This is a genomic window from Pseudochelatococcus lubricantis (assembly GCF_011762225.1).
GTDB classification, from domain to species: Bacteria; Pseudomonadota; Alphaproteobacteria; order Rhizobiales; family Beijerinckiaceae; genus Pseudochelatococcus; species Pseudochelatococcus lubricantis.
In genome coordinates, this window is record NZ_JAASQI010000007.1 from 193,744 (window position 1) to 216,023 (window position 22,280).

The 22,280-nt window shown below is 60.3% G+C and carries 18 protein-coding genes and 2 pseudogenes; 11 read left to right on the forward strand and 9 right to left on the reverse strand.

Features of this window, described 5'->3' with window-relative positions:
* Window positions 1-20 precede the first annotated feature (20 nt).
* The 3 genes from FHS82_RS15045 to FHS82_RS15055 all read left to right on the forward strand — a co-directional run bounded on the left by FHS82_RS15045 (window position 21) and on the right by FHS82_RS15055 (window position 3,333).
* The gene (locus FHS82_RS15045; RefSeq protein ID WP_208394267.1) at window positions 21-1,970 is read left to right on the forward strand and encodes an ATP-dependent helicase; all 1,950 of its coding nucleotides are present in this window, start codon (window positions 21-23) and stop codon (window positions 1,968-1,970) included.
* Window positions 1,971-1,974: 4 nt separating this feature from the next.
* Complete coding sequence (locus FHS82_RS15050; RefSeq protein ID WP_166954307.1) at window positions 1,975-2,424, forward strand: hypothetical protein; 450 nt, start codon at window positions 1,975-1,977, stop codon at window positions 2,422-2,424.
* Window positions 2,425-2,667: 243 nt separating this feature from the next.
* Window positions 2,668-3,333, forward strand: a complete 666-nt coding sequence (locus FHS82_RS15055; protein WP_166954309.1) for a hypothetical protein — start codon at window positions 2,668-2,670, stop codon at window positions 3,331-3,333.
* A gap of 75 nt (window positions 3,334-3,408) precedes the next feature.
* Here FHS82_RS15055 and traA read toward each other — a convergent pair whose 3' ends face one another.
* On the reverse strand, window positions 3,409-6,396 hold the full coding sequence (traA, locus tag FHS82_RS15060; RefSeq protein WP_166954311.1) for a Ti-type conjugative transfer relaxase TraA: 2,988 nt from the start codon (window positions 6,394-6,396) through the stop codon (window positions 3,409-3,411).
* A 181-nt stretch (window positions 6,397-6,577) separates the two neighbouring features.
* Here traA and FHS82_RS15065 point away from each other — a divergent pair, with 181 nt between their 5' ends.
* The 8 genes and pseudogenes from FHS82_RS15065 to FHS82_RS15100 all read left to right on the forward strand — a co-directional run bounded on the left by FHS82_RS15065 (window position 6,578) and on the right by FHS82_RS15100 (window position 11,136).
* Window positions 6,578-6,904: a conjugal transfer protein TraD gene (locus FHS82_RS15065; RefSeq protein ID WP_208394278.1), complete on the forward strand. Its 327-nt coding sequence runs from the start codon at window positions 6,578-6,580 to the stop codon at window positions 6,902-6,904.
* A 1-nt stretch (window position 6,905) separates the two neighbouring features.
* Window positions 6,906-7,172, forward strand: coding sequence for a conjugal transfer protein TraD (locus FHS82_RS15070; RefSeq protein ID WP_166954313.1), 267 nt, complete (start codon window positions 6,906-6,908; stop codon window positions 7,170-7,172).
* Between the two features lie 93 nt (window positions 7,173-7,265).
* Window positions 7,266-7,418, forward strand: a pseudogene (locus FHS82_RS15075) (DUF3363 domain-containing protein); the annotation flags it as partial.
* Between the two features lie 287 nt (window positions 7,419-7,705).
* Window positions 7,706-8,275, forward strand: coding sequence for a TetR/AcrR family transcriptional regulator (locus FHS82_RS15080; RefSeq protein ID WP_208394268.1), 570 nt, complete (start codon window positions 7,706-7,708; stop codon window positions 8,273-8,275).
* Window positions 8,276-8,361: 86 nt separating this feature from the next.
* Window positions 8,362-9,540: an MFS transporter gene (locus FHS82_RS15085; RefSeq protein WP_166954317.1), complete on the forward strand. Its 1,179-nt coding sequence runs from the start codon at window positions 8,362-8,364 to the stop codon at window positions 9,538-9,540.
* A gap of 27 nt (window positions 9,541-9,567) precedes the next feature.
* Window positions 9,568-10,209: a pyridoxamine 5'-phosphate oxidase family protein gene (locus FHS82_RS15090; RefSeq protein ID WP_166954319.1), complete on the forward strand. Its 642-nt coding sequence runs from the start codon at window positions 9,568-9,570 to the stop codon at window positions 10,207-10,209.
* Window positions 10,210-10,352: 143 nt separating this feature from the next.
* Window positions 10,353-10,556 (forward strand): transcriptional regulator domain-containing protein, encoded by a 204-nt coding sequence (locus FHS82_RS15095; protein ID WP_166954321.1) that lies wholly within the window; start codon window positions 10,353-10,355, stop codon window positions 10,554-10,556.
* Window positions 10,557-10,614: 58 nt separating this feature from the next.
* A pseudogene (locus tag FHS82_RS15100) lies at window positions 10,615-11,136 on the forward strand (DUF2285 domain-containing protein).
* Between the two features lie 582 nt (window positions 11,137-11,718).
* On the opposite strand, the gene FHS82_RS15105 reads toward FHS82_RS15100, so the two are convergent.
* From FHS82_RS15105 to FHS82_RS15140, 8 genes are read right to left on the reverse strand one after another with little or no spacing between them, the layout of a single operon-like run.
* On the reverse strand, window positions 11,719-12,435 hold the full coding sequence (locus tag FHS82_RS15105) for a M48 family metallopeptidase (protein WP_166954323.1): 717 nt from the start codon (window positions 12,433-12,435) through the stop codon (window positions 11,719-11,721).
* Window positions 12,432-15,647: a type I restriction endonuclease subunit R gene (locus tag FHS82_RS15110; protein WP_166954324.1), complete on the reverse strand. Its 3,216-nt coding sequence runs from the start codon at window positions 15,645-15,647 to the stop codon at window positions 12,432-12,434. Before FHS82_RS15110 ends, FHS82_RS15105 begins: the two co-directional genes overlap by 4 nt.
* Window positions 15,644-16,492, reverse strand: coding sequence for an HAD family hydrolase (locus tag FHS82_RS15115; RefSeq protein WP_166954325.1), 849 nt, complete (start codon window positions 16,490-16,492; stop codon window positions 15,644-15,646). Before FHS82_RS15115 ends, FHS82_RS15110 begins: the two co-directional genes overlap by 4 nt.
* Before the next feature lie 12 nt (window positions 16,493-16,504).
* On the reverse strand, window positions 16,505-17,932 hold the full coding sequence (locus FHS82_RS15120; protein WP_166954326.1) for a Shedu immune nuclease family protein: 1,428 nt from the start codon (window positions 17,930-17,932) through the stop codon (window positions 16,505-16,507).
* On the reverse strand, window positions 17,932-19,152 hold the full coding sequence (locus FHS82_RS15125) for a restriction endonuclease subunit S (protein ID WP_166954327.1): 1,221 nt from the start codon (window positions 19,150-19,152) through the stop codon (window positions 17,932-17,934). The genes FHS82_RS15120 and FHS82_RS15125 overlap by 1 nt, the downstream gene beginning before the upstream one ends.
* Window positions 19,145-20,161 (reverse strand): virulence RhuM family protein, encoded by a 1,017-nt coding sequence (locus tag FHS82_RS15130; protein ID WP_166954328.1) that lies wholly within the window; start codon window positions 20,159-20,161, stop codon window positions 19,145-19,147. The genes FHS82_RS15125 and FHS82_RS15130 overlap by 8 nt, the downstream gene beginning before the upstream one ends.
* Window positions 20,154-21,671, reverse strand: a complete 1,518-nt coding sequence (locus tag FHS82_RS15135) for a type I restriction-modification system subunit M (RefSeq protein ID WP_166954329.1) — start codon at window positions 21,669-21,671, stop codon at window positions 20,154-20,156. The genes FHS82_RS15130 and FHS82_RS15135 overlap by 8 nt, the downstream gene beginning before the upstream one ends.
* Window positions 21,668-22,273, reverse strand: coding sequence for a restriction endonuclease subunit S domain-containing protein (locus FHS82_RS15140; protein WP_166954330.1), 606 nt, complete (start codon window positions 22,271-22,273; stop codon window positions 21,668-21,670). The genes FHS82_RS15135 and FHS82_RS15140 overlap by 4 nt, the downstream gene beginning before the upstream one ends.
* Between the last annotated feature and the right edge of the window lie 7 nt (window positions 22,274-22,280).

Consider the following 22,280-nt stretch of genomic DNA (forward strand, 5'->3'; position numbering starts at 1 on the left):
GAAAATTCTTTGGGGGTAAAATGCCTTGGTCGGATGGGTTAGCGGTAGGAAGTCCTGCCTACCAGATTGCGTCGTCAACAAATCTCCGCGTGCGCGTCGTGGCAGGTCCCGGAACGGGAAAATCGTTCGCGATGAAACGGCGCGTGGCGCGGCTCTTAGAGCATGGGATCGCGCCGGCGTCGATCCTGCCGGTCACGTTTACTCGTGTCGCCGCAGAAGACCTCCATCGTGAGTTAGTCAGCATGGACGTGGCAGGTGCGGACGGACTGACGGGCGTTACGCTCCACAGCCTCGCCATGCGTATGCTGATGCGAAATCACGTGCTTGGCGCAACCGGCCGAGTGCCAAGGCCGCTTAACGACTTTGAACTGGAACCGCTCATTTGCGACTTGATGGGCGCACATGGAGGAAAGAAGGCGGTAAAGAAGTTCAAGCAAGCGTATGAGGCGGCTTGGGCTCGACTGCAACATGAACACCCGGGATATGTTCTCGATCCCGCAGACGCTACGTTTCAACATGACCTACTAAATTGGCTCCGCTTCCATCGCGCTATGCTAATCGGTGAGGTGATCCCTCAGCTATACCAATATCTCCGAAATAACCCAGCAGCGCAGGAGCGCGCCGAGTTTCAGCACATTCTGGTCGACGAATATCAGGACCTCAACCGGGCGGAACAATCGGTCATCGCGCTTCTTTCCGACCACGCGCAAGTCTGCATTGTTGGTGACGATGACCAGTCGATATACAGCTTCAAGCACGCTCATCCGGACGGGATTCGCCAATGGCTTGTTGCAAATGCTGGGGCGGATGATCTTGGGCTAGATGATTGTCGCCGCTGCCCGACTCGCGTCGTTCAGATGGCCAATAGCCTAATCGACCACAATCAAATCAGGCCAGTCCCTCGCGCGCTGGTCCCGCTCCCCACCAATGGGCCGGGCGATGTCCGTATTGTTCAATACCCGTCGCTCACAAACGAGGTGAATGGCGTTGCGAACATCATCGCGGGGATGGTGGCGAACGGCACGCCTCCCGGTGACATATTGGTGCTTGCGCAGCGTGGCGTGATCGGAACCCCGATCTATGAGGCGCTTGTCGCCCGGCAGATTCCAGTGCGGTCCTATTATGCGGAAGCGGAACTGGACGCATTGGAAGCCCGCCGCGCGTTCGCGAAGCTGAAACTCCTTATCGACAGAGACGACCGTGTCGCCCTGCGATGGCTGGTCGGCATTGATGGCAACAATTGGCACGCAGCAGGCTATCGTCGTGTGCGCGACCATTGCGAGGCTTCCGGTCTGACGCCGTGGCAGGTGCTAGAGCAGATCGCAGCCGGAAACCTCTCCTTGCCTCATACTGGCGGGATCGTCGTTGCCTTCAATGACCTCGTGGCTGAGCTTGATGCCTTGGAGGCACTTCCCGACCTAGCGTCTATCGTGGATGAGCTATTTCCGGCTGGGCAGATTGCAACACGCGATATCCGGCAACTGTCGCTCGACATTCTTGCCGAAATGGACATGGAAGAAGGCATTGACGGCGAGGACATCAACAGCGAGTTCCTGTCGCGACTTCAAGAGGCGATAAACCAGCCTGATATCCCTTCGGAAATCCAAGACGTGAGGATCATGAGCCTTCACAAGAGCAAGGGACTCAGTGCTCCTGTCACAATTATTGCGGGCTGCATTCAAGGCTTGCTCCCAAAGCAGCCTGACAACACCCTCCCCGCTGCGCAGCAAGCCCTAGAAATGGAAGAGCAACGGCGGCTGTTCTATGTCGGCATCACGCGGGTGAAAGCAGCGCCAAATGCCGGCAAACCGGGCACGCTCATTCTGACCTACTCGCAGACCATGCCGTTGGCATCCGCCCTTGGGGCTGGCATCGCGCCAGCGCAAATGCAGTATGGCCTCGCATCCCTTCATGCGAGCCAATTTATCGCCGAGCTAGGTCCGGCAGCGCCACAACCAATCGCGGGCTAGGACATTGGCGACACGCGATGAACTCTACGCAAAGTTCGGCATAACGGCGGAAGCCGCACAGCTATTCGAGGTTGAACTTGGCTCGCTGCTTCTGTGCGCCCGCGCGATTGAACAGGGCTGGAGGTTCAATGCCGACTCCGACAAGGCACGAAAGCTCCTTCGCGACATCGATCGGAGCACGTTGGGCCGCCTTCTTGGCAGCCTGAAAAAGTGTGTAGGGCTGGACGATGGATTAGCTGATCGCTTCGCGTCCGCGCTGCAAACGCGGAACAGGCTGTTTCATCGGTTCTATGAATCACACAACTTCGAAATCCAGACCGACGAAGGACGCGATGCGATGATGGCTGACCTTGAGACTATGCATGTCGAGCTTTTCAATGCATGGCAGGTCGCTAGCGGCATGACCGCAACGGCGACAGCCTTCTTGCTTGAACTAAGAAGCAACAGGGCTTAGCCGCTGGGTCGATCTACGGTGTATATTGGCCCGCGAAGCCTGCTTTTCGGCGCGTGCCAAGTCTGCTTGAACGTTCGAATTGTGGTGCAAGGTGGACGGTTCAAATTGGGCGCGAAGCAAAAATATTTGAACCATTATCGGAAATTTCTGTGCGTCCCGTCTTATGAAGAACTACGTCAGCCCTTGTGTCGACAGAAAATTTGAAGTGATGATTGTGCTTCAACCTATGAAGCGGGGGCATGTATGTCCGTTCTAGATATCCCTCTCCGAAAGGCGCTGCAATTATTCTATGCGCCAGATTCGTTGCGGCGATCAATTTTGAAGGAGGATATTCGGCTTGACCGCAAAAAAGAAACCGGCGGCACTAGAAGCCGGGGTGGCGATTTTTATTTGCCTTTCTGGTCAGATGTAAAAAGGCACATATCGGGCGACAGTGATCTAATACAACTAACTGATGACCGTATAAAGTCGAACAGAAATTTCAAGCGACTATACCCCCTGCTGAGAGACGGTGTCCTAGAATTGCTTAGTGCAAAATTGCGCTGGTCAAACGAACCAGTCGAGATCATCCCCCAAAGCGTGCACGGTAACCTGCGAATTGAGGACTTCGGTGGCACAATTCGTATAAGGGATGCGCTCCATGCTCGCGTCAGAGGAGAATATACCCGCGTCGTATACCCATACTTCAGCGAAGAACCGGCGCTCCCCGAAGAGGGCGGAAGGTTGGGCTTATGGGTGATGCAACAGGCCCTGACAGAACTTGATCCAAGTGACATGCGTATTATCGACCCTCTTCGTCGGACATTCTTCTCTCCGCAAACGACGCCGTTGCAAGGCAACGAAAAGGTGGTTTTCCGTGAAAAATACAGATCGTTGATCGGTGAATGGGAACGTCTAAAGCACGAATGAGTAGGTGCGGGATCGTCCAGACGATGGGCACCCGAGATGCGGTCGCAACTGCCAGTTTGGAGTGGCGGGCCGGTTCTACAGTCCGAGACCCCGGCCTATGCCAAGGTCGATGCCGTGGGTGAAGGCGAGTTGCTGGCCAAGGCTGCGGCCTGAGTCGATCCCGATACCGAGGTCTTTCTTGCGGTTTGCGAGGATGGATTCCATCTGGGGATCGCGTTCGAGGCTTTTCGCCATGTTGCCCATCTCGGCCCGCGTGGATCGGTAGCCGGACATGTCGCCAGTCTGATACTGGCGCTGGCTGGTCTGGTCGAGCTTCTGCCAGCGGTCCACGAAGCGATCCGCGCGGCGGCCCGGATCGGTGCGCAGTTCGGTTTCCAGTTGCAGGGCGCGTCTGGCGGATGCGGCGCGGTCAGGATTGCCCGAAGCAACATCAGCCGCAAAGTCGGGGTTCTTCTTGTAAACCGCCTCGGCATCGCGCGAGCCGTGGGAGCGAAGTTCGTCAAATCCGGCACGGGATTCGTGCAGTTCCCGCACCTGTCCGGGTGTTGCGGCCATGTCCTGCGCCTGCGCCTTGAAAATTGCGTCCACGGCGCGGGCGTGGCGGACGAATGCCCGGCCACGGGCGCGGCGCAACGCTTCCTCCGGGTCAGCCTCGGCCTGCCGTTCCGCCTCCCGCTTCCCGGCCTTTTCTCTTTCCGGCTGCTTCACGGCATCCGCGCCAGGCACGCCGTCGCCGGGGGAACGCAGACCGTCGAACATCCCGTCGATCCTGTCGCGGACGTTCTCGGGCACCAGCTTGCGCATGATCTGTGCGACACGGGCGCGGAAGCTGATGCCGCGCCGTTCGGCATAGTCCTGCGCCGGGTCGATCTGTTCGTAATCCGTCGCCATGTCCTTGGCCCGGTCGCGCGACAGGGTGTTGACGAGCTTGTCCTGACCGGCGAAGTCGTCGCGACCGTAATGCAGGTCTACGCCCTCGCGATGCCGCGACAGGGCAACATAGCTGCCGTGGGCGTCCATGCCCGGCGTTGCCAGCACATACGTCCGGTCCACCGTCATGCCCTGCGCCTTGTGGATGGTGGCGGCATAGCCATGGTCGATCCGATTGTAGTCTTTCAAGTCGAAGGCGATGGATCGGCCATCGTCGGTGCGCACGGCCATGCTCTGCGCGCTGACATGCTCGACGGTGCCGAGCGTGCCGTTCTTGACGCCAAGGCCGCGTTCGTTTTGCAGGAACATGACGCGATCCCCGGCAGCGAAGTTTCTAGCGCCGCGCTCGACCGTGACGCGCACATCCTCGCCCAGATCGCCCGCCGCCCGCATCCGGTCGCGGGCGGCCTCGTTGAGTTCCCGCACCTCGGCATTGGTATGGGTGAGAATGGTGCGGCTGCTGTCCGGTGACACCTGCCGGTCGCGGTCCCAGCGGTCAATCAGATCGTCGCGCGCCTGTTCGCGCGATTGTGCCTCATGCACCATGTCGTGCGCGTCATAGGCATGGATCGCTTCGCCGGTTCTGCCGGTCGCCAGATCGCGGGTGGCGTCGCGTTGCCAGTCCTCGCGCTGGCGGCGCACCTCGCCGATCTCCGCGCCGCCGTGCCGGTCATGAATTGAGCGGAAGGCTGCGCCCGCCTCGATGGATTGGAGCTGCTGCGGATCGCCGACCAGCACCACCTTTGCGCCTGCTTCCTGCGCATGGGACAGCACGCGCTCCAACTGCCGCGTGCCGACCATGCCCGCCTCGTCGATGACAAGCACATCGCGGCTGGTGAGCATGTCACGCCCTTGTCCCCAGCTATGTTCCATGCTGGCGATGGTGCGTGATGCAATGCCCGATCCGCTTTCGAGATTCTCGGCGGCGATGCCGGACAGGGCAACACCGCGCACCTCGTAGCCCGCTGCCTCCCATGCTTCACGCGCCACGCCGAGCATGGCGCTCTTTCCCGTTCCGGCATAGCCGACGACGATCCCAAGATCACGCCCGTCCGTGACATGCGCAAGCGCGTCGGCCTGCTCGCCGGACAGGACAAGGCCGCGCTGCTCTGCGCGCGCAAGTGCTGCCTCTCTGTCCCTGTCGCTGACTTCGTGCAATTCCTTCTCGGCCATGAGTTCCGCTGCGCGGTGCAGGCGCTGTTCGGCCTCGATCATCTCGCGGGTGGTGAACCGATCCTCGCCGCGTCCGTCCTTGCCGAGTTCGACCAGATCGGGCGAACCGCGCATCGCGCCCATCACCTCGTTGAACTGGTCGATACCGTCGCTATGCCGATGCGCGAACATCGCCATGTCTCGGCGTGTGAAGGTCAATTGCTGATGTGTGATCGCGTCCAGCGCAACGGAAGGATCGGCGATGATCCGCGCACCATTGTTCCGCGCGATCTCCCGGTGCATGTCCGCGCGGTCGGCGGCTTCGATGCCTTCGCCCTCGATCCGCTGCGCGGGCGCACCGATCTGGCTCTGCGGCTCAAGGCCGATGCCCTGCGCCTCAAGGCTGCGATGGTCGATCCGGGCGTCGATGTCGAGTTCGGCAAGGCGGTCGTTGACATGCTCGGCCCAGCGTTCCCGCCAGCGTTCGACCATCTCCGTGCGGTTCCAGTCCCGCACCTTCGGGCCGAAACCGTTCTCATCCACGCTGCGCATGGTGAGCATGATATGGGCATGGGGTTTGGGGCTGCCGTCCTCGGCGAAATCCCAATGCACGTTCAAATCGGCGATCATGCCCTGATCGACAAATTCCACCTGCGCGAAGTCGCGGGCCAACTCGATGCCCTGCGCCTCACTCATCTCGCGCGGAATGGCGAACTCCACCTCGCGCGCAAGCTGCGCGTCCTTCCTGACCTCAAACGCCTCCACATCGTTCCAGAGCCGTTCACGGTCGCCAAGATGCTCCGGCGCATGTTCCGGCAACATGACCTCGGAATGGACGACGCCCCGCTTGTTGGAAAAATCCTGCACGCGGTCGATGCGCTCGTCGCGCAGCCGTGACGCCGAGCGGTAGGCGGCGGACACCACCGCGCTCGACCCGGCCTTACGGCCGATGACCTTGACGTGAAGATGATAGATCGCCATCGCGATCAAGCATTGGCACGGCCAAGCGCACGTCGGAACGACGTATAAGCGCGCCCTCCCTCGAAAAAATCTCGGGATGGACCGGGCCGTGCCAGACCGTCCCGGCAACAATACTGCGTTCCGCCGTCCGCGCAACTATGCTTACCGGATCAACGACTTGCGACCGGGAAAGGACACGATGATGCGAAAGCCACGGGACTATGACGCGGAACTGAAGGCGCTTGAGGACAAGGCGCGGGAACTCAAAACCCGCAAGGTGCAGCAACTCGGCGAACTGGTCATCGCCACCGGGGCAGATGCGCTCACTGCCGACGAATTGGCCGGGGCGCTGATCGTGCTGGCGGAAACCACCGATGCCGGAAAGAGGGAGGTATGGGCCAGGCGCGGCGTAGCGTTCTTTCGCAGCAAATCGCGGCGATCTGCACCAGCGCCTGACCGCAACGCTGGCGGCACTCCGACGCAACCGGGCGTCGCGCAACCGGCATCAGGCGGCGCGGGCGCGGCATGACATGCGCACATGGCAGGTCGAACGCCGCAAGAGAACGCGGCATCTGATCGAGTTGGGCGGTCTCGTCGTCAAGGCTGGGATCGTGGACCTGACCGGTGATGACCGCGCCACGATCTACGGCGCGCTGCTATGGATGGCCGAAAAGCTCAACCGCGAGGATGCCGAACGGGCGAGAGAACTGTGGGCCGGTAAGGGAAAAGAGACGTTCGAAGCGGAACAGCAAATCAAAACGCCGACGACATTGCACCCGCAGCAGGATAGGGCGTGACCGATGGCGGGCGGCGCGGAGACCCCACATATCGCAGCGCCGCCCGCCATCGCGCGGCAACGCCGCGCAAAAACAGGGGAACGGAAGCCTTGTCCCCAACGGCCTGTCATCGACCGCCAGCTTGGCCGCGAGGTCATGGGCGTCGTGCAGGACGGATCGGTGTCGTGGCAGTTGGGACGGCAGCGAGGATTGGGGCTATTGGCCGTTTCGCACTTGTATCGAGATTGTCCTCACCGAACGCCTTGAGCGCGAGGATGATAATGGCGTGAGTTTGAGTCTGATGCAGCGAGAGCCGGTGATCGAGCGGCGGCTCGGGCGGGAGCCTTTTACTACGGTACGCGGCGGAATCGCCTCAGGACATCACGCGACAGCACGGGCATTCTGTTCGGTTTCGCCTCAAGAACACAAACCAGAATACGGAGCTACGCTACTCATTGACGCGCCTCGGGAAAGACGATAGTTTTGGATTATATAGTACAAAATAGGGTGCACGGATCGCGATGGGACGTCCACGAGAGTTCGACGAGGCGGCGGTGCTCGACGCATCCGCCAAGCAGTTCAGGGTGCGCGGGTTCGCAGACACGTCGACAGAGCAATTATGCGAAGCTGCCGGCGTGAAGCGGAGCAGTCTGTACAACACCTTCATCTCGAAGGATGAGCTGTTCATTCGCTCTCTGGAGCGACACATCTCCGTCGCGCTCGATGCGCAGAAGGCGATCTTGACGGAAAACGCCTTGTCCGGCTGTGAGCGTCTCGCCGCCCTCTTTGATCTGATCCTTGAGGAGGAAGGTTCTGCGAGAAAGAAGGGGCATGCCGCCGGCTGCATGATCGTCGCCTCGCGGATGGCGCCGGGTATCGGCGACAGAGAGCCGCGAGTGCAGCGTATTCTCGACCGCTTCATGGACCGCCAACTCTCTCTCGTGGCCGAGGCTGTCGCTTCGGGGCGGCTCGACGGGAGCTTGCGAAATGACCTCTCGCCGCGCGATGCAGCGCTCATGATTGTGTCAGCAATCTCGGGAATCCGGGTTCTCTCGCAATCCGGCACGGGGGTTTCTAGCCTGCGCAAGGTAGCCGATCTCCACCTCGATTCACTTCGCGCGTAAGTCGCGGGGTCGCATGATCCGTCATTTTTTAACGTGTTTTGTATTTTAAAATACAAAATGGACTGACTGAAAAAGAAGAGCTACCTATGAAAAGACACCTGTTCCTGTTGGCGCTGACCATCCTGATCGTGGTCGCAAGCGAGCTGCAAGTTCCGGCCATAATGCCGGAGATGGCTCGTGATCTTGGAGTGGACACCGGCAGGATCGGGCTGCTCGTCTCATTTTTCGCACTCGGCATGGCGCTCGGCGGGCCGGTGATCGCCTATGCGTTGCGCGATCTCCCACCCAAAAAAGCGCTGCTGACCGTGGTCGCCGCCTACGCGATCCCGGAACTGCTCGTCCCGCTCGTGCACGACTACTGGTGGGTCGCTCTCATGCGTGTCCTGACCGGGTGCCTCGCGGGAGCCGCAGTCGGACTGTCCGTCGCCTACGCGGCAAGACTGGCACCAAGCCCAAACAAGATTGGCGAGGCTGTCTCTATCGTACTCAGCGGCATCATGGCCGGCATCGTTATCGGTCTTCCGGTGTCTCATTTCATCGCCAGCCGGTGGAATTGGCAGGCGACATTCTACGTCCTCGGTGCGGCGGCATCTCTCGTTTTTCTTTTGAGTCTTCTGACGCTCCCCGACAGAAGTGCGGCCTCTGCCGACGACAGTGCCCAGGACCTGCGCAATCTCAGACTGCCCAGGCTTTGGTCGCGCTATCTCGTAAGCTTCCTGACCATCGGCTCGGCGTATGCAGCGTTCTCCTACTTCACACCGCTTCTCGAACAGAGCGCCGGATTCAGCACGGATGCGACCACGCTGATTCTTCTCGCGTACGGACTGTGTTCGCTCGTCGGGAATCTCATCGTCGGAAAGCTCGCGGACAATCATGCGGTCGGTGTGCTGCGCTTCGGACACGCCTTGCTCTTCGTCTCCTTGGGCGTGCTCGCCATCGCCAGCCAGAGTCAGCCTCTGGTGCTCGCGATGGTCCTGATCGTAGGCCTTGCCGGGGTCACGATGAACCCGCCGCTGGTCACTCGCGTCGTGGAGGTCGGGGGCAGCGGGAACCTCGTCGCGACTGTCCACATGTCGGTCATCACGCTGGGCATCACCGTCGGCACCGCCGTTAGCGCAGGCACGATCAGCGCCTTCGGCGATGACCCCGCCGTTGCGATGTGGACCGGAAGCGCCTTCGCGCTGCTCGCAGCAGTAGCGCTCGCTTTCCAGACCGGGCGCAAACGAAGCACGGACCCACTTGAGGACCGCAAAGAAGTCGCATGAGAACAGGCAAGCACGACTGGAGATGACATGGCTTTTGGTTTTCTGGAAGTGGCGGTGACACCGGCTGTACGGGCGGTGCAAGAAGCCCTCGGCGTGGCGCACATGTGGTCAAACTTCAAAGGCCAGCGAGAATTTGATCGGTTCACCGAAAGGGAGGCTGCCTTTGTCGCGGATCGGGACAGTTTCTACATGGCGACCACTTCGGAGACGGGATGGCCCTATATCCAACATCGCGGCGGACCCCGAGGCTTCTTGAAGCTTCTGGACGACCGGACGCTGGCGTTCGCCGACTATCGGGGAAATTTCCAGTATCTCAGCATTGGCAATCTGTCCGCCAACAGCAAGGCCTGCCTATTTCTGATGGACTATCCGCGCCGAGCCCGGCTCAAGATGTATGTGCATGCAGACGTTGTTGCTCTGGATGCCGATCCTGACATGACTGAAAAGGTGCTCGACGGTGCCAGCGGAAAGGTTGAGAGGATCATCCGGCTGCGTCTGCAAAACTTCGACTGGAACTGTCCTCAGCATATCGTCCCCCGCTTCACGGAAACGGAACTGGCCAGCGCCTTGCAGCCCATCAGGCAGAGATTGGAGTCGCTGGAAGCAGAAAACGCTCAGCTACGGTCCCAACTGGCAGGCAAATCGTCGCCAGATGCACACGCCCAATAAAATGAAGATGGCATTATCACCTTTCCCACCGAGATCGGGAGTGCGGTTTATAGATAGAGCCGCGAGTGTCCGGGCCTAACGCGATGCGGCGGCGGTGGCATTCAGCACCGATGGTTGACCGCCAATAGATGGAAGGGTGCGTCATGTTAAGTATTAATTGGTGCGCGACATCGGCTTACGGTTACGAAAAGGTCATTCTTCCTACTGATTTTGCGTGGGAGTATCTTCGTCGTCATGAAGACTATCACTGCGACTTCCAGACAATCAGCCGCGTAAAGGAACCGGAAGCAGCCGATTTGAAAAAATTCACCCATCGCTGGGGTTTGCTGTTTCCCAAGCGATCCTGACACGGCGGCTGATCTGCAAGCTCCGCTCTGGTCGCCGTATGTGTATCCGAGCGCCTTCATGCTGTTGCCTGTTGCGCAGATAGTCGACGCCAGTGGTCCGACCATCAAGCTCGCCGATCTCGACGACCTCGACCTGCGCCGCGCGGCCGATGGCTGGCATGGCATCTGGCGTGCCGATGGCATCGCGCATCAATTGTGGCTTCCCCGCGCCGCTCCCGATGCTGCGACCTTCTACGGTACGTTCCTGCCGTTAGACGCCTTCTACGACCTGCGGTCGCATGCCGCCCGGCGGTTCTGGCGCTCCGTCGAAGGCCGTCGGCCGGGACCGGAGTTTCGGGTCATGCCCGCCCAACTCCGCCAATGGCACATCTTGTCCCTACGAGCCTTGGACGCCCGCCTGCACGGCGAGAGCTACCGCACCATCACCGAAGTGCTGCTCGGATTCAGCGGCACGAAAGAGGATTGAGAAGTCGATCCGCGCAAGAACAAGGCTCGCCGCCTCGTCGCCCACGGCATCAGGATGATGCGCGGCGGCTATCGGCTGCTGCTGCACTATCCCATCAAAACGGGCGGCCATTGAGCGCATACGGTTTCGGCCCGGTCGGAACGACCGATATTCCGCCCGCTTCAAAATGGAAAAGGCCGCCTTTCGGCGGCCTAAGCATCTGATCACACTTGGATTTCGAGTGCTTTATGACAGAAGTGGTTGCGGGGGCTTGCAACCAACGATTCCTGCGGTTAGTTGAAAGGTCTATCCCGAGGCTATCGGCTTACTCTCGACGTATGCCCAGTTCGAATCCCGCCAGCCCCGCCATTGCTTTCAAATGAAGCGTCTCCCCGAACGCCGCGCGGCAGAAGAAAGCGCAACGTTCCAAAGGCTTTGCAGGTTCGACCTCTGCACTGCGCTGCCCGCGAACTCCGGGCCGCATTCTCCGAATGGCCCGTTTCTCTCCCGACCTGTGGACTGAAGCCACCACCATACGGACAGAAACCCTCGCTTCTTCATACGGTTGGGCGATCAGGCCGGAGCGGGAGTTCGAACTTCAAATCGTCATGGAAACAACAGCTGTCGCGAACGTACGAACTGAATTCGTTGAGATCTTGAGCGCCGGCCGGTCGTGCACGGGCAACAAATCTCAGGGAGTAACCTGGACGAGAGCAGCTACGCCATCGCCTCTTCGAGCCTCTGCTTGCGCCTTGACCAGTCCGGAAGGACAAGACCCAAAAGCTCGAAAAACTCCGCTCCATGGTGCGGCACGGCCATATGGCAAAGCTCGTGCGTGATGACGTAGTCAATCGCGTCTATGGGCGCCTCGATTAGGCGGCGATTGAGCAGAAGGCGCGATGCTGGTGACATCGAACCCCACCGCTGCCGGAGTTGGCGCACAATCAGACCTCTGGGGCGGAAGTCTTCAGGGGCCGGGAAGCGCAGCAAATTGACTTCAAGGCGCTCTACGAATTTCACATAAGCCCGCTCCCGATACCAACCTTCGACAAGTTCGCGGGTGACCTCGGTCCTTTCAGGCCTGTGCGTTTGGACCACGATGAAGCCACGGACAAGCTTCACCGTCGCCTGAATGTGGTGCACTATCTTCAATCGATACTGGCGTCCGAGATAGAGATGGGTCTCGCCCGCCACATACTGGCGATCCGGTGTGCGCGGCAGGAACTGGATGAAATATCGCTGCTGACGCTGGATCCATGCGGCGCGCTTGCGCACTTTCTCCTCGATGGCCGCCAGCTGAGCATCCCGTGGAGCAGCGACCACAACAGAGGCATCAGGCTCTACGGCGATTTCCAGCGTCGTCCGGTCGCGGCGCACGATGGAGAAATCGATCCAGTGTTCCCCATATCGGATGCTGTGACGTTCCGGCATCATCCGGGAAACCGCGCCCGCGCGAGGTCCATGATCCTGAGTTCAAGATCGTCCATCATCTCGACCGTGAGTTCGATGCCGCGCTCATCGCGAAGGACGTCAAAGAAGTAGTCGTCGATGGCGTTGCGCATCTTGTTTTGAGCGATGTCGTTGGACCAGACGTCGACGATGTGATGGGACTTAATGATATCGATGATCGTGAGTGCGATGGCGGCCACCTCATCTGACGCAACCGGTTTACCGTCGTCGGTCGCGAGCACGCCCTCAAGAATCCCGAAGAACGCCTGCCCATCGTCGTTGCCCTTGATCGCATCCGGCACCTCGCGCCCCCGGTCCTTGCGGGCGACCTTGCTGGCCAGATCGACTACGTTCTTGAGATAATCGCGCTCGGAAATCCTCTTGGCCCGATAGTCGCGGATGGTTTCCTCCAGAAGCTCCGAGAAGCTGCGGTAGAAGGTCGGGTCCTCGTCCATCTTTTCCGTGATGGTCCGTCGCGTCGCGCTGGCGATCCGGTCCGCCCTCGACGCCTCGGAGACGCCCGTTTCCTCCACCACGGCCTTCAGGGCGTCCGGGTCGTTGATGTTGACCATCTCGATGATCGTTTCAGCCGGCATGGCAACCACATGGTCGTCCAGCAGCTTCTGGATCTTTGGCTCGAACTCCTTAACGTCGACGGTCTCTTGGTAGCGCAGTTGAACTGACCGACGCAGTTCGGAGAACTGTTTCCAGTCCCTCTTCATGGAATCGATCTTCGCCTCGTTGAAGACGTCGAAGAGCTTGTCGGACGACAGCGAGATATGGAGGCAGCGGCTGAATGCCTTCAGCCGTTCATAGAATTCCTGCCGGATCGCTTCATCGGCCAGGAACTGCTCGAATTGCTCCATGTCCTTCTTGTTCTTGACTGGTTTGAACAGGTCCCAGAGCTGATCGTGCAGCTGGGGCAGCTTCCGGATTTCCTCGCGCACGTCGTGAACTGTGCCGGCGAGATCGACGGCGTCAAAACCCTCGAAGGCGCTGTACGTTGTCAGGGCCGTGTCGAGCTCTCCGAGCAACCCCTCATAGTCGATGATGAAGCCGAACTGCTTCTCGGTCGCGCCGTCTTCATAGAGCCGGTTCACGCGGGCGATCGCCTGCAGCAGGTTATGTTCGCGCAGCGACTTGCACACGTAGAGCACGGTATTGCGCGGCGCATCGAACCCGGTGAGCAGCTTCGACACAACGATAAGGATCTCCGGATCGCCCGAGCCTTTGAATGCGTCGATGATCTGCCGGGTGTATTCGTCCTCGGTCTTGTACCGGGCAATCATCCGCGCCCAGAATCCGCGCACGAGGTCCTTCGATTCCTTGTCGACCTCCTCGTTGCCCTCGTTGTCATCGGGCGGCGAGATGACGATTTCGCTGGTGACGTGCCCGATTTCGTCGAGCACCTCCTTGAAGCGGACAGCTGCCGCCTTGGACGGCGCGACAAGCTGCGCCTTGAATCCCGTGCCTTGCCAGTGCTGGCGGAAGTGCTCCGAGATGTCGAAAGCCTTCGCTCGGATCGACTGGCCTGTCTTTGACAGCGCATCCATGCGGGAGAACTTGTGCTTGAGGTCGGCCTTCTGGCTGGGGGTCAAGCCCTCGCTGATCTTGTCGAACCACTTGTCGATCACGCCCCCATTGACCTGCTGCTCGACAAGCCGTCCCTCATAGAGAAGCGGCACGACGGCTCCGTCAGCGACGGCCTCGTCGATCGCATACTTGTGGATCAGGCCGCCAAAGGTCGACAGGGTGTTCTTCTCCTTCTTCAGGAGCGGCGTGCCGGTGAAGCCGAGATAGCAAGCCTTAGGCAGCAGGCGGCGCATCCTTGTTGCGAACTGGCTGTGACCTCCATATCGGCCGGTCTGCGAGCGATGGCTCTCATCGACCAGGACGAACACGTTGGCATCCTCATCGACGTCCTCGGCAGCTTTGGCGGCCGTATCGAACTTGTTGATGATGGTCGTCACGAGGGGCGTCCGGTTTCGGATCAGGTCGATCAGATGGGCGCCGCTGGTTGCCCGCACGGGTTCCAGTTCGCACGACTTGAACGTGTCCTTGATCTGCTTGTCGAGATCGTCGCGGTCGGTGACGATCAGAATGCGCGGATTGGGGATGGCTTTGTCGAGCGCGAGAGAGCGCCCCAGCATCACCATGGTCAGCGACTTGCCCGACCCTTGGGTATGCCAGATCACGCCACCCTTGCGGCGCCCGTCCACATTGAACTGGCGGACGCGTTCGACAGCTTTCCGGATCCCGAAGAACTGCTGGTGGCGCGCGACCTTGCGTGCGCCACCATCGAACACTGTGAAGCGACGGATAAGGTCCAGTAGGCGTTCCGGCCGGCACATTGCATGAATTGTGCGGTCCTGCGCGGTGATCGCGCGCGCACCCTCGGCCGCCAGAGCCTCGAAGTGAGCGCGGGCGAAAGCGAAGTCGCCCGAGAAGACAGCGTCCGCCTCCGCCGCCGTGAGCGGTCGATTGGCCAGCGGATCAATGATCTCGTCGCGGTCTTCCTCGTCCCGCCACGTCTGCCAGAACTGCCGCGGCGTACCCACGGTAGCGTAGCGCGCCTCGACACGGTTCATCACCATGAGAAGCTGGGCGAAGTGGAACAGCTGCGGGATGTTGTCCTCGTTCTGATAGCCGATCAGCTGGCTACCGGCCTTCTTCAGGCTCTCGGTCGGACGTTTGTTCTCGATCACCAGGAACGGGATGCCGTTCACATACGCGACGATGTCACACCGCTTGGTCTGGGTGCTGGCCGTCCGCTCGACAGAAACTTCGGCCGTCACATGAAAGACGTTGTTCGACGGGGTTTCCCAATCGACGTAGCGGAATGAGTAGGACTTCGAGTCTCCCTGGATCGTCTTGGTGATCGTCGTCCCGAGCACGAGCGTGTCGTAGATGTCCTGGTTGGTGCCGCGCAGTCCCTTTTGCCGGTCAGGCGTGGGCTTCAGCCGGCGGATGGCCTCGTGCGCATCCTCAAGGTCGAAGGGATAATCCCGGCCACGATAGCTGAAGCTGTTGATCCGCAGGAGTTGGTCCGCAAGGATGTCATCGAGCACCACGTTGCGCAGACGACCGGCGCGCAGGCGCACAGCCTCCGCTTGGGAGAGCGGTGTGAACCCCAGCGCCACGAGAAGCTGCAGGGCGGGGATCTGGGACTGGTGCTTCTCGGCGGCATCAAAGGTCATTGCGGGCCCTCCGAAAGCAGCCCGGACAGCGCCGCGCGTGCCGCGACAGCGTTGATGTTCGCCTTGATGACGCGGTCCAATTCACTGCCGTCCGTGTAGGCTGCGGGCACGGCGCAGTGGACACGGCCATCCTTGATGTAGTTGTCGGCCTTGCCGCGCGCGCCCTTGGTGTGGGGCTTGAACACCGCGACCGAAAGGCCGCCCTGTTCCTTCACGAGTCGAAAGCACGGAATGTCAGTCGAGCCGTCGCCGATGAACACCATGTTCTCGAAGGGCACCGGCCGATCACGCTTCTCGACGAACTGGTTGACCTTGCTGTTGTCGCTGAGGTCGAAGGCGCCCTTGTTGATGCGGAACAGGTACTGCGTCTTTGTCGTGTAGTTGACGGCAAGCGCCGGCCACGCGGCCACGCCGTTTTCATCGAACATGAACTTCGATGCGTAGACCTGCGCGAACTTCGAGGCGATCGGCGTTCCGGCGAAAATCTCGGCATTCCCCGACGAGACGAGATAATGCGTGATGCGGACGCCCTGCGCCCTGCCATAGCCAGTGATGCGGTCAAACCAGTCCTCGACCCCCTCGAACAGCTGGATCGACTTGCCCCGCGCTTTGAAGTCGTCCCGCCTGACCGGAACGCCGGCGGCGGCGGCCTTGCGCAGCATCAGGTTCATGTAGACGAGCACTTCGTCGGCCTGATGCTCCTTGGTCAGGCGCTTGACCTCGGCCCAAAACGCAGCCGGTTTCATGCCGATGTCGGGCAGGAACTGATGTTCCTGCATGTTACCGTCCGCCAGCGTGCCGTCGAAGTCGTAGGCGATCGCCATCTCGATGTGTTTTTTGGCCATTGGGATCGCCTTTCAGTCCTTGGCTTTATGGGGATCATCTGCAACGCGCAGGAAGACGCTCAACTGCCTCAGCTTTTCGAGGAGCTCATCAAACGTCACGATTTCTACGTCTTTGGAATTGCGTCGAAACAGCTCGAAGGACTTCTTCTGGTCGTCGCCGTCGGGCGCCCTGCCGATGACAAGGCAGCAGTGCACGGCATAGGACTCGATGTCATAGAGCCGGGTGTTGTCCTTGATCTGGGCAATCTGCTTCTGAAACTGGTACTTCTGATCCAGCGCCTGATTAATCGATCCCGACAGATCGGCCGACGGCGTGAAAACGCCATCGCGAAACGGCGTCTTGTTGAGGATCGCAGTTTGCGGCGTCTTGATTTCGAAGATCGCCGTGTTGTTGGTCAGGCTGTTCTTGACCAGAAAATCGGTGATCTTCTCTCCATCGCCCGACAGCTTCCGTCCGCCAACTGAGGCCTGGTCGCGCACTTTGATCACCGGATAGCCGAACGCCATGTTCAGGATGAAGGGATTCTCGTTGAAGAAATCCTGCCAACGGCCCTCAGGGAGCTTCTCACCGAGCATCTCCTCATATCGCTTGATCAACGCTTCGAGCGTTACAAGCTCGATGTCCCCGCGCAGCTTGGCGAGTTTCTCGGGCTGCTCTTCGGCGATGCTCGCGGCGTGGCTGCTCAGGGCACCGATAACGGCGTTCTGGTCTTCCTCGGACAGTTCCTCCTTGCCCTGCGCCACGGTGGTGAAGAGCTTTCGGTAGGGGTGCCGGCCGGCCTTAGGTTCCAGCTTTGGCACGCCAAGCCGGTCTGCGATGATGTTGTGAGCCGTTGTTTCCTTCACGGCACGCGCGGCGGTCTGAGCGAGGTTATCAATGCTGTTCAGAGCGCGCCGTACCTGCTCGAAGTCTTTCTTTGATATATAGAAAATTTGGACGTTCTTCGCGTCTGGTCCTGTAACTTGATCGCTTGTGATGACGATCTCGGTGCAGTCCGATAGCTCCTCCACAGCATCGATGATGAATCGATACGGCTTCGCCAGGCCGAGGCCGTAGGCGTAGTCCTTGGTGAAGGCGGAGGGCAGCTTTTCCAGGACATCGAGCACACCTTCGGGCTCCGTTGGCACGGCTCCGTCGAAGCCCGGAAAGATGATGTCCGTGCGATCGAGGGTGATCCGCTCCACCTGACCATATTTTGGCTTCAGGAAGTCGGATTTGTCGCCGAAAGTGTTGATTGGATAGATCGTCAGGAATCTGTGCTGGCCGTTGATGTCCAGCAACTTGGCCCGGTATTGGTTCGCCTTCTTTGTGTCGATATTGGCCGCGCTGAGACTATGTTCCGGCGGCACGAAATAGACTTCGACGAAGTTCGGATGAACCTCCTCGACCTCAAGGGTACCGTCACGCGCAGGGTCATGTTGCCGGAAACCGAGCGCCATCAGTGGGCCTCCACCTTCACGTGCCATTCGCCCGTCAGCAACTTCTGCATCAGGCCACGTTTCTGGCGGGAGAGGGCTTCGATCTCGGCGCTCAGGGCATCGAGGTCCACCTTGGCCGTGCGCAACACCTCTGCGATGGCTTTCTGTTCGGCCAGCGACGGCACCGGAAACGGCAGCTTTGAGAACTCGGTCCAGCGCAGACTGCCCCGCCTGTCGACAGAGGCGCTCGTGCTAACCTCGAAGATGTGTCGGTAGAGCCCGGTCTTGAGCACGGCAAAGGCGTAGTCCGCATCCACTTTCTCGGGGGCGAAGCGAAATACCGTGTAGATGGGGCTGACGACGCCCACCTCCATCAGGTTCTGAAGGCCGATTGAGCCTTCCTCGACGTGATTGCTGGGAAAGCCGAAGTCGCCGCGCCAGATTTTCTTATAGCCTGACAGATCGGCGCTGAAGACCTGCTTCTTGAAGTATTCAAGCGACCGGACGAACCCGTCGTATTTGGAGCAGGAGAGGACTTCATGCTGCTCTGCGTCGCCATTCCGCTCGGAAATCTCGCGCGCCAGCTTGCCGATGGGCTTTATGCTCCAGGTTGCGGGAAGCGTGAACCAGCGATGCGTGGCCACTTCGTCCGTGGTGCGGAAGCGATCCAGTTGGCGCGTTCCGAAGACCAGAGAGTGGGTCAATGCGCGATGCCGACGCAGCTTCGCCGCCCGCAGCGCGTCCAGCTTTTCGATGGCCTCGTCCCATGTCCGCAGGATTTCGGCGATCTTCCGCTGTTCGGGGAGCGGGGGCAGATCAATGGCCTGTTCTGTGATGTCGTCTTTCTGGACGTGAACAAGTGAGGATTTGAAGCCATGTGCATTGGCTTCGATCCGAACGGTTGCGACCTGCAACGCCAGATAGAGCCAATACTTGTCGACGCCCTTTTTTGGAACGACACGAAAAATATGCTGATTCAAGACTCCGCGCGGGCCGGGCCAAATGGTCGGACCGAACGAAACGCCCTTCACTCCTGCCCATGCGAACAGGAGATCACCAGGCTCGACAATCCATTTCTGCTTTGGTTCACCGTCGAAGTAGTTGAACGAAGTGGAGCCATTCAGATTTTGAATTCGGATGATGGGAAGGCCAGACTGCTTCCAGTCGGGGGGGCGGAAGCCGTTCCCATTGACGAAGTCGCAGAGCTCCCCAATCGATGAGCGTTGATTAGCTCTACGCATCTTCGCCACCTTTCCTCGCGGCCTTCTCCATCTCCTCCAGCTGAGCGATGTCAGCCTCATCCGCCGCCAGCACCTCCGTGGCGCGGCGCTTGGCGTCGAACACGTCGAACCGCTCGGCGGCCAGCTTCTGGGCCACATCCATCCGCAGCCGTCCGGCATGGGTCAGCACGTCGCGTTCGTTGAAGGAGAGGAAAGCGTCGAGCTTGTCGGCCCATTCGGCCATGGCGACCGGGCGACGGCGCTTCGCCTGGTCCTCGGCATAGTCGAGATACATCACGACGATCCGGTTGAGCTCCTCGACCTCCTCGGCCTTGAGGTAGTTCTTGGCGGTGCCGACATCGCCCTTGCGCACGACCGAGCCTTTCCAGCTGGTCAGGCCCATGTTGGGGGCGCGTGGATCGCTGCGGTTCTCGATCAGCTCGGCGGCCGTCTTGCCCGTGACCGCCCAGAGCATCTTGTTCTGAACCTTCTTGAAGAAGGCTTGGGCCTGTTCGGACGTCTTGTCGTAGTCGATGGCTGTCGTGTAGAGGTCGCGCACTTTCTGGTAGAAGCGCTTCTCCGAGGCGCGGATGTCCCGGATGCGGGCGAGCCACTCGTCGAAATAGTCCCATTGCTCGGCCTGCTTCAACCGGGCATCATCCATGGCGAAGCCCTTGACCAGGTATTCGCGCAGGACGGTGGTGGCCCAGCGGCGGAACTGGGTGCCGCGCGCCGAGCGGACCCGGTAGCCGACCGACAGAATGACATCGAGGTTGTAGCTATCGACCTCGCGTTCGACCTGCCTGGAGCCTTCGGTTTGAACTATCCGGAATTTCCGGATAGTTGCCCCAGGATCGCATTCGCCCTCTGAAAAGACGTTCTTGATGTGCTCGTTGACGGTGCGCACGTCCTTGTCGAACAGTTCCGCGATCTCCCGCTGGCTCAGCCAAACGGTCCCGTCCACGGCCCGCAGGCCGATGGTCGCGGCGCCATCTTCGGTGCTGTAAAGGATCAGTTCGCCTTCAGACATCGACGCCCAGCTCCTTCAGGTAGCCGGCCATCTTGCCCCGCACCTCGGCCAACTCGGCCTCAATGGTGTTGATCTGCTTCTGCAGGGCGGCCACGTCGATCTCCTCCTCCGCTTCGAAGGTGTCGACGTAGCGGGGGATGTTGAGGTTGAAGTCGTTCTCGCCGATCTCCTCCGGGCTGGCGCGGTGAGAGTATTTTGGTGTGTCCGCCCGCGAGGCGTAGGTTTCCAGCACTCTGAGGATGTGCGCGTCTTCCATCACGTTCTGGGTCTTGCCGGATGTGAATTCCCTGCTCGCATCGATGAACAGAACATCGCGCCGGCCCTCGTTGGCTCCCCCCTGTTCGCGAGAGCGGTCGAAGACCAAAATGGCCACCGGGATGCCCGTGGTCGTGAACAGGTTGGCAGGCAGACCCACCACCGCGTCGAGCAGGTTCTCCTCGATCAGAGCCTGCCGGATACGCCCCTCGGCTCCGCCCCGGAACAGCACGCCGTGCGGAACAATAACGGCCACCCGGCCGCTCTGGCGCTTAGCGATCTCGATCATGTGGGTGATGAAGCCGTAGTCGCCCTTGGACTTCGGCGGAATGCCGCGCCAGTACCTCTTGAACTGGTCGGTGTCCGCGCTCTCTGCCCCCCATTTATCGAGGCTGAACGGTGGATTGGCCACCACGACGTCGAACTTCATCAGGTGATCGCCCTCGACCAGCGCGGGGCTGTTGAGCGTGTCGCACCACTCGATGCGCGCGGCATCCTTGGCGTGGAGAAACATGTTCATCCGCGCCAGCGCCCATGTGGCCCCGTTCACTTCCTGGCCGTAGAGGGCAAAGTTCTCGGACCCAACTTCCTCGGCCGCGCGGATCAGCAGCGATCCGGACCCGCAGGCCGGGTCGCAGATCGTATCGCCGGGCTTGGGCGCTGCCAGCTTCGCCAGCAGGCGGGAAACGGCGGAGGGCGTGTAGAACTCGCCGGCCTTCTTTCCCGCATCCGAGGCAAAGCGCGAGATCAGGTAGATGTAGCACTCGCCGATGATGTCCTCGGTCACGCGGCTGGGGCGAAGGTCCAGTGCGGGCTTGGCGAAGTCCTCCAGCACGTTCTTGAGGCGCCGGTTGCGGTCCTTCACGCGACCGAGATTGGCCTCCGAGTTGAAGTCGATGTTGCGGAACACGCCTTCCAACTTGGTGCGGTTGGCATCCTCGATCCGCTCCAGCGCGATGTTGATCCGCTCGCCGATGTTGGGTTCGTTCCGCGCTTCGTAGAGGTCGTAGAAGCTGGCGCCTTCGGGCAGGACGAAACGCTCACGTTCCAGCCTGCGCCGGATCCGGATCTCATCTCCACCGAAATGCTTGCGATAAGTTTCGAGGTGATCCTTCCAGTGATCAGAGATATACTTCAAAAACAACATCACGAGGATGTAGTCCTTGTACTGACCAGCATCGACGACACCTCGGAACGTGTCGCAAGCGGCCCAGGCCGTCTGGTTGACCTGCTGCTGTGTGAGTTGGTCGGTCATTTGGACGTCCTTTCCATCCCAGTACCGGGGCTATTCCTGTTTGCTTGCTCGACGAGGATCAGGCTGATCATCTGTCTTCGCGTCTCGGCGGCGAGCTGCGAAAGCAAGCGCTCTCGCTCGGCCAGGGCGTCGACCGCTACGATCTTTTCTTGAGTTTCGATGTCCGGCACATCGAGTTCGAGGCTGTCGAGACTGGATCGGGGTATCATCCGGATGTTCGTGCCCCGGGCCGCGGCGTCGAAGTGGCGCTGAGCTGGCGGCTGATTGATCGCCCACGCCAGATACGCTGGCGTCACGACTTCAAGATTCGGACGCAGAACCATCAGAGGGAGCACCGCAAGCGCAGGTTCCTGCAGGCGCTCGTCCAGGGCGGAAGCCGTGTTGCGATCACCCCGTGACCGAAACACAACGTCACCGGCGCGCACGAAGTAGCGGTCCGCCAGGTCTTCCAGTTGGACGCGAGCGAGACGCTCAGGGTGGATATGGCCTTCCGAGGATATGTCCCGCAACTGGATTGCGAGCACGCCCCCAGCGGCCATCGGCTCGAGTCTGCCGCGAGCGGTGTAGCCGGTGTGGATGATGCAGACGTCGGCGAGACGCATCGAGAAT

Excerpts from the sequence above, each read along its gene's own strand:
- FHS82_RS15045 (WP_208394267.1), top strand. The coding sequence starts at position 21 with ATGCCTTGGTCGGATGGGTTAGCGGTAGGAAGTCCTGCCTACCAGATT.
- FHS82_RS15055 (WP_166954309.1), top strand. The coding sequence starts at position 2,668 with ATGTCCGTTCTAGATATCCCTCTCCGAAAGGCGCTGCAATTATTCTAT.
- traA (WP_166954311.1), bottom strand. The coding sequence starts at position 6,396 with ATGGCGATCTATCATCTTCACGTCAAGGTCATCGGCCGTAAGGCCGGG.
- FHS82_RS15065 (WP_208394278.1), top strand. The coding sequence starts at position 6,578 with ATGCGAAAGCCACGGGACTATGACGCGGAACTGAAGGCGCTTGAGGAC.
- FHS82_RS15070 (WP_166954313.1), top strand. The coding sequence starts at position 6,906 with ATGCGCACATGGCAGGTCGAACGCCGCAAGAGAACGCGGCATCTGATC.
- FHS82_RS15085 (WP_166954317.1), top strand. The coding sequence starts at position 8,362 with ATGAAAAGACACCTGTTCCTGTTGGCGCTGACCATCCTGATCGTGGTC.
- FHS82_RS15090 (WP_166954319.1), top strand. The coding sequence starts at position 9,568 with ATGGCTTTTGGTTTTCTGGAAGTGGCGGTGACACCGGCTGTACGGGCG.
- FHS82_RS15095 (WP_166954321.1), top strand. The coding sequence starts at position 10,353 with ATGTTAAGTATTAATTGGTGCGCGACATCGGCTTACGGTTACGAAAAG.
- FHS82_RS15105 (WP_166954323.1), bottom strand. The coding sequence starts at position 12,435 with ATGATGCCGGAACGTCACAGCATCCGATATGGGGAACACTGGATCGAT.
- FHS82_RS15110 (WP_166954324.1), bottom strand. The coding sequence starts at position 15,647 with ATGACCTTTGATGCCGCCGAGAAGCACCAGTCCCAGATCCCCGCCCTG.
- FHS82_RS15115 (WP_166954325.1), bottom strand. The coding sequence starts at position 16,492 with ATGGCCAAAAAACACATCGAGATGGCGATCGCCTACGACTTCGACGGC.
- FHS82_RS15120 (WP_166954326.1), bottom strand. The coding sequence starts at position 17,932 with ATGGCGCTCGGTTTCCGGCAACATGACCCTGCGCGTGACGGTACCCTT.
- FHS82_RS15125 (WP_166954327.1), bottom strand. The coding sequence starts at position 19,152 with ATGCGTAGAGCTAATCAACGCTCATCGATTGGGGAGCTCTGCGACTTC.
- FHS82_RS15130 (WP_166954328.1), bottom strand. The coding sequence starts at position 20,161 with ATGTCTGAAGGCGAACTGATCCTTTACAGCACCGAAGATGGCGCCGCG.
- FHS82_RS15135 (WP_166954329.1), bottom strand. The coding sequence starts at position 21,671 with ATGACCGACCAACTCACACAGCAGCAGGTCAACCAGACGGCCTGGGCC.
- FHS82_RS15140 (WP_166954330.1), bottom strand. The coding sequence starts at position 22,273 with ATGCGTCTCGCCGACGTCTGCATCATCCACACCGGCTACACCGCTCGC.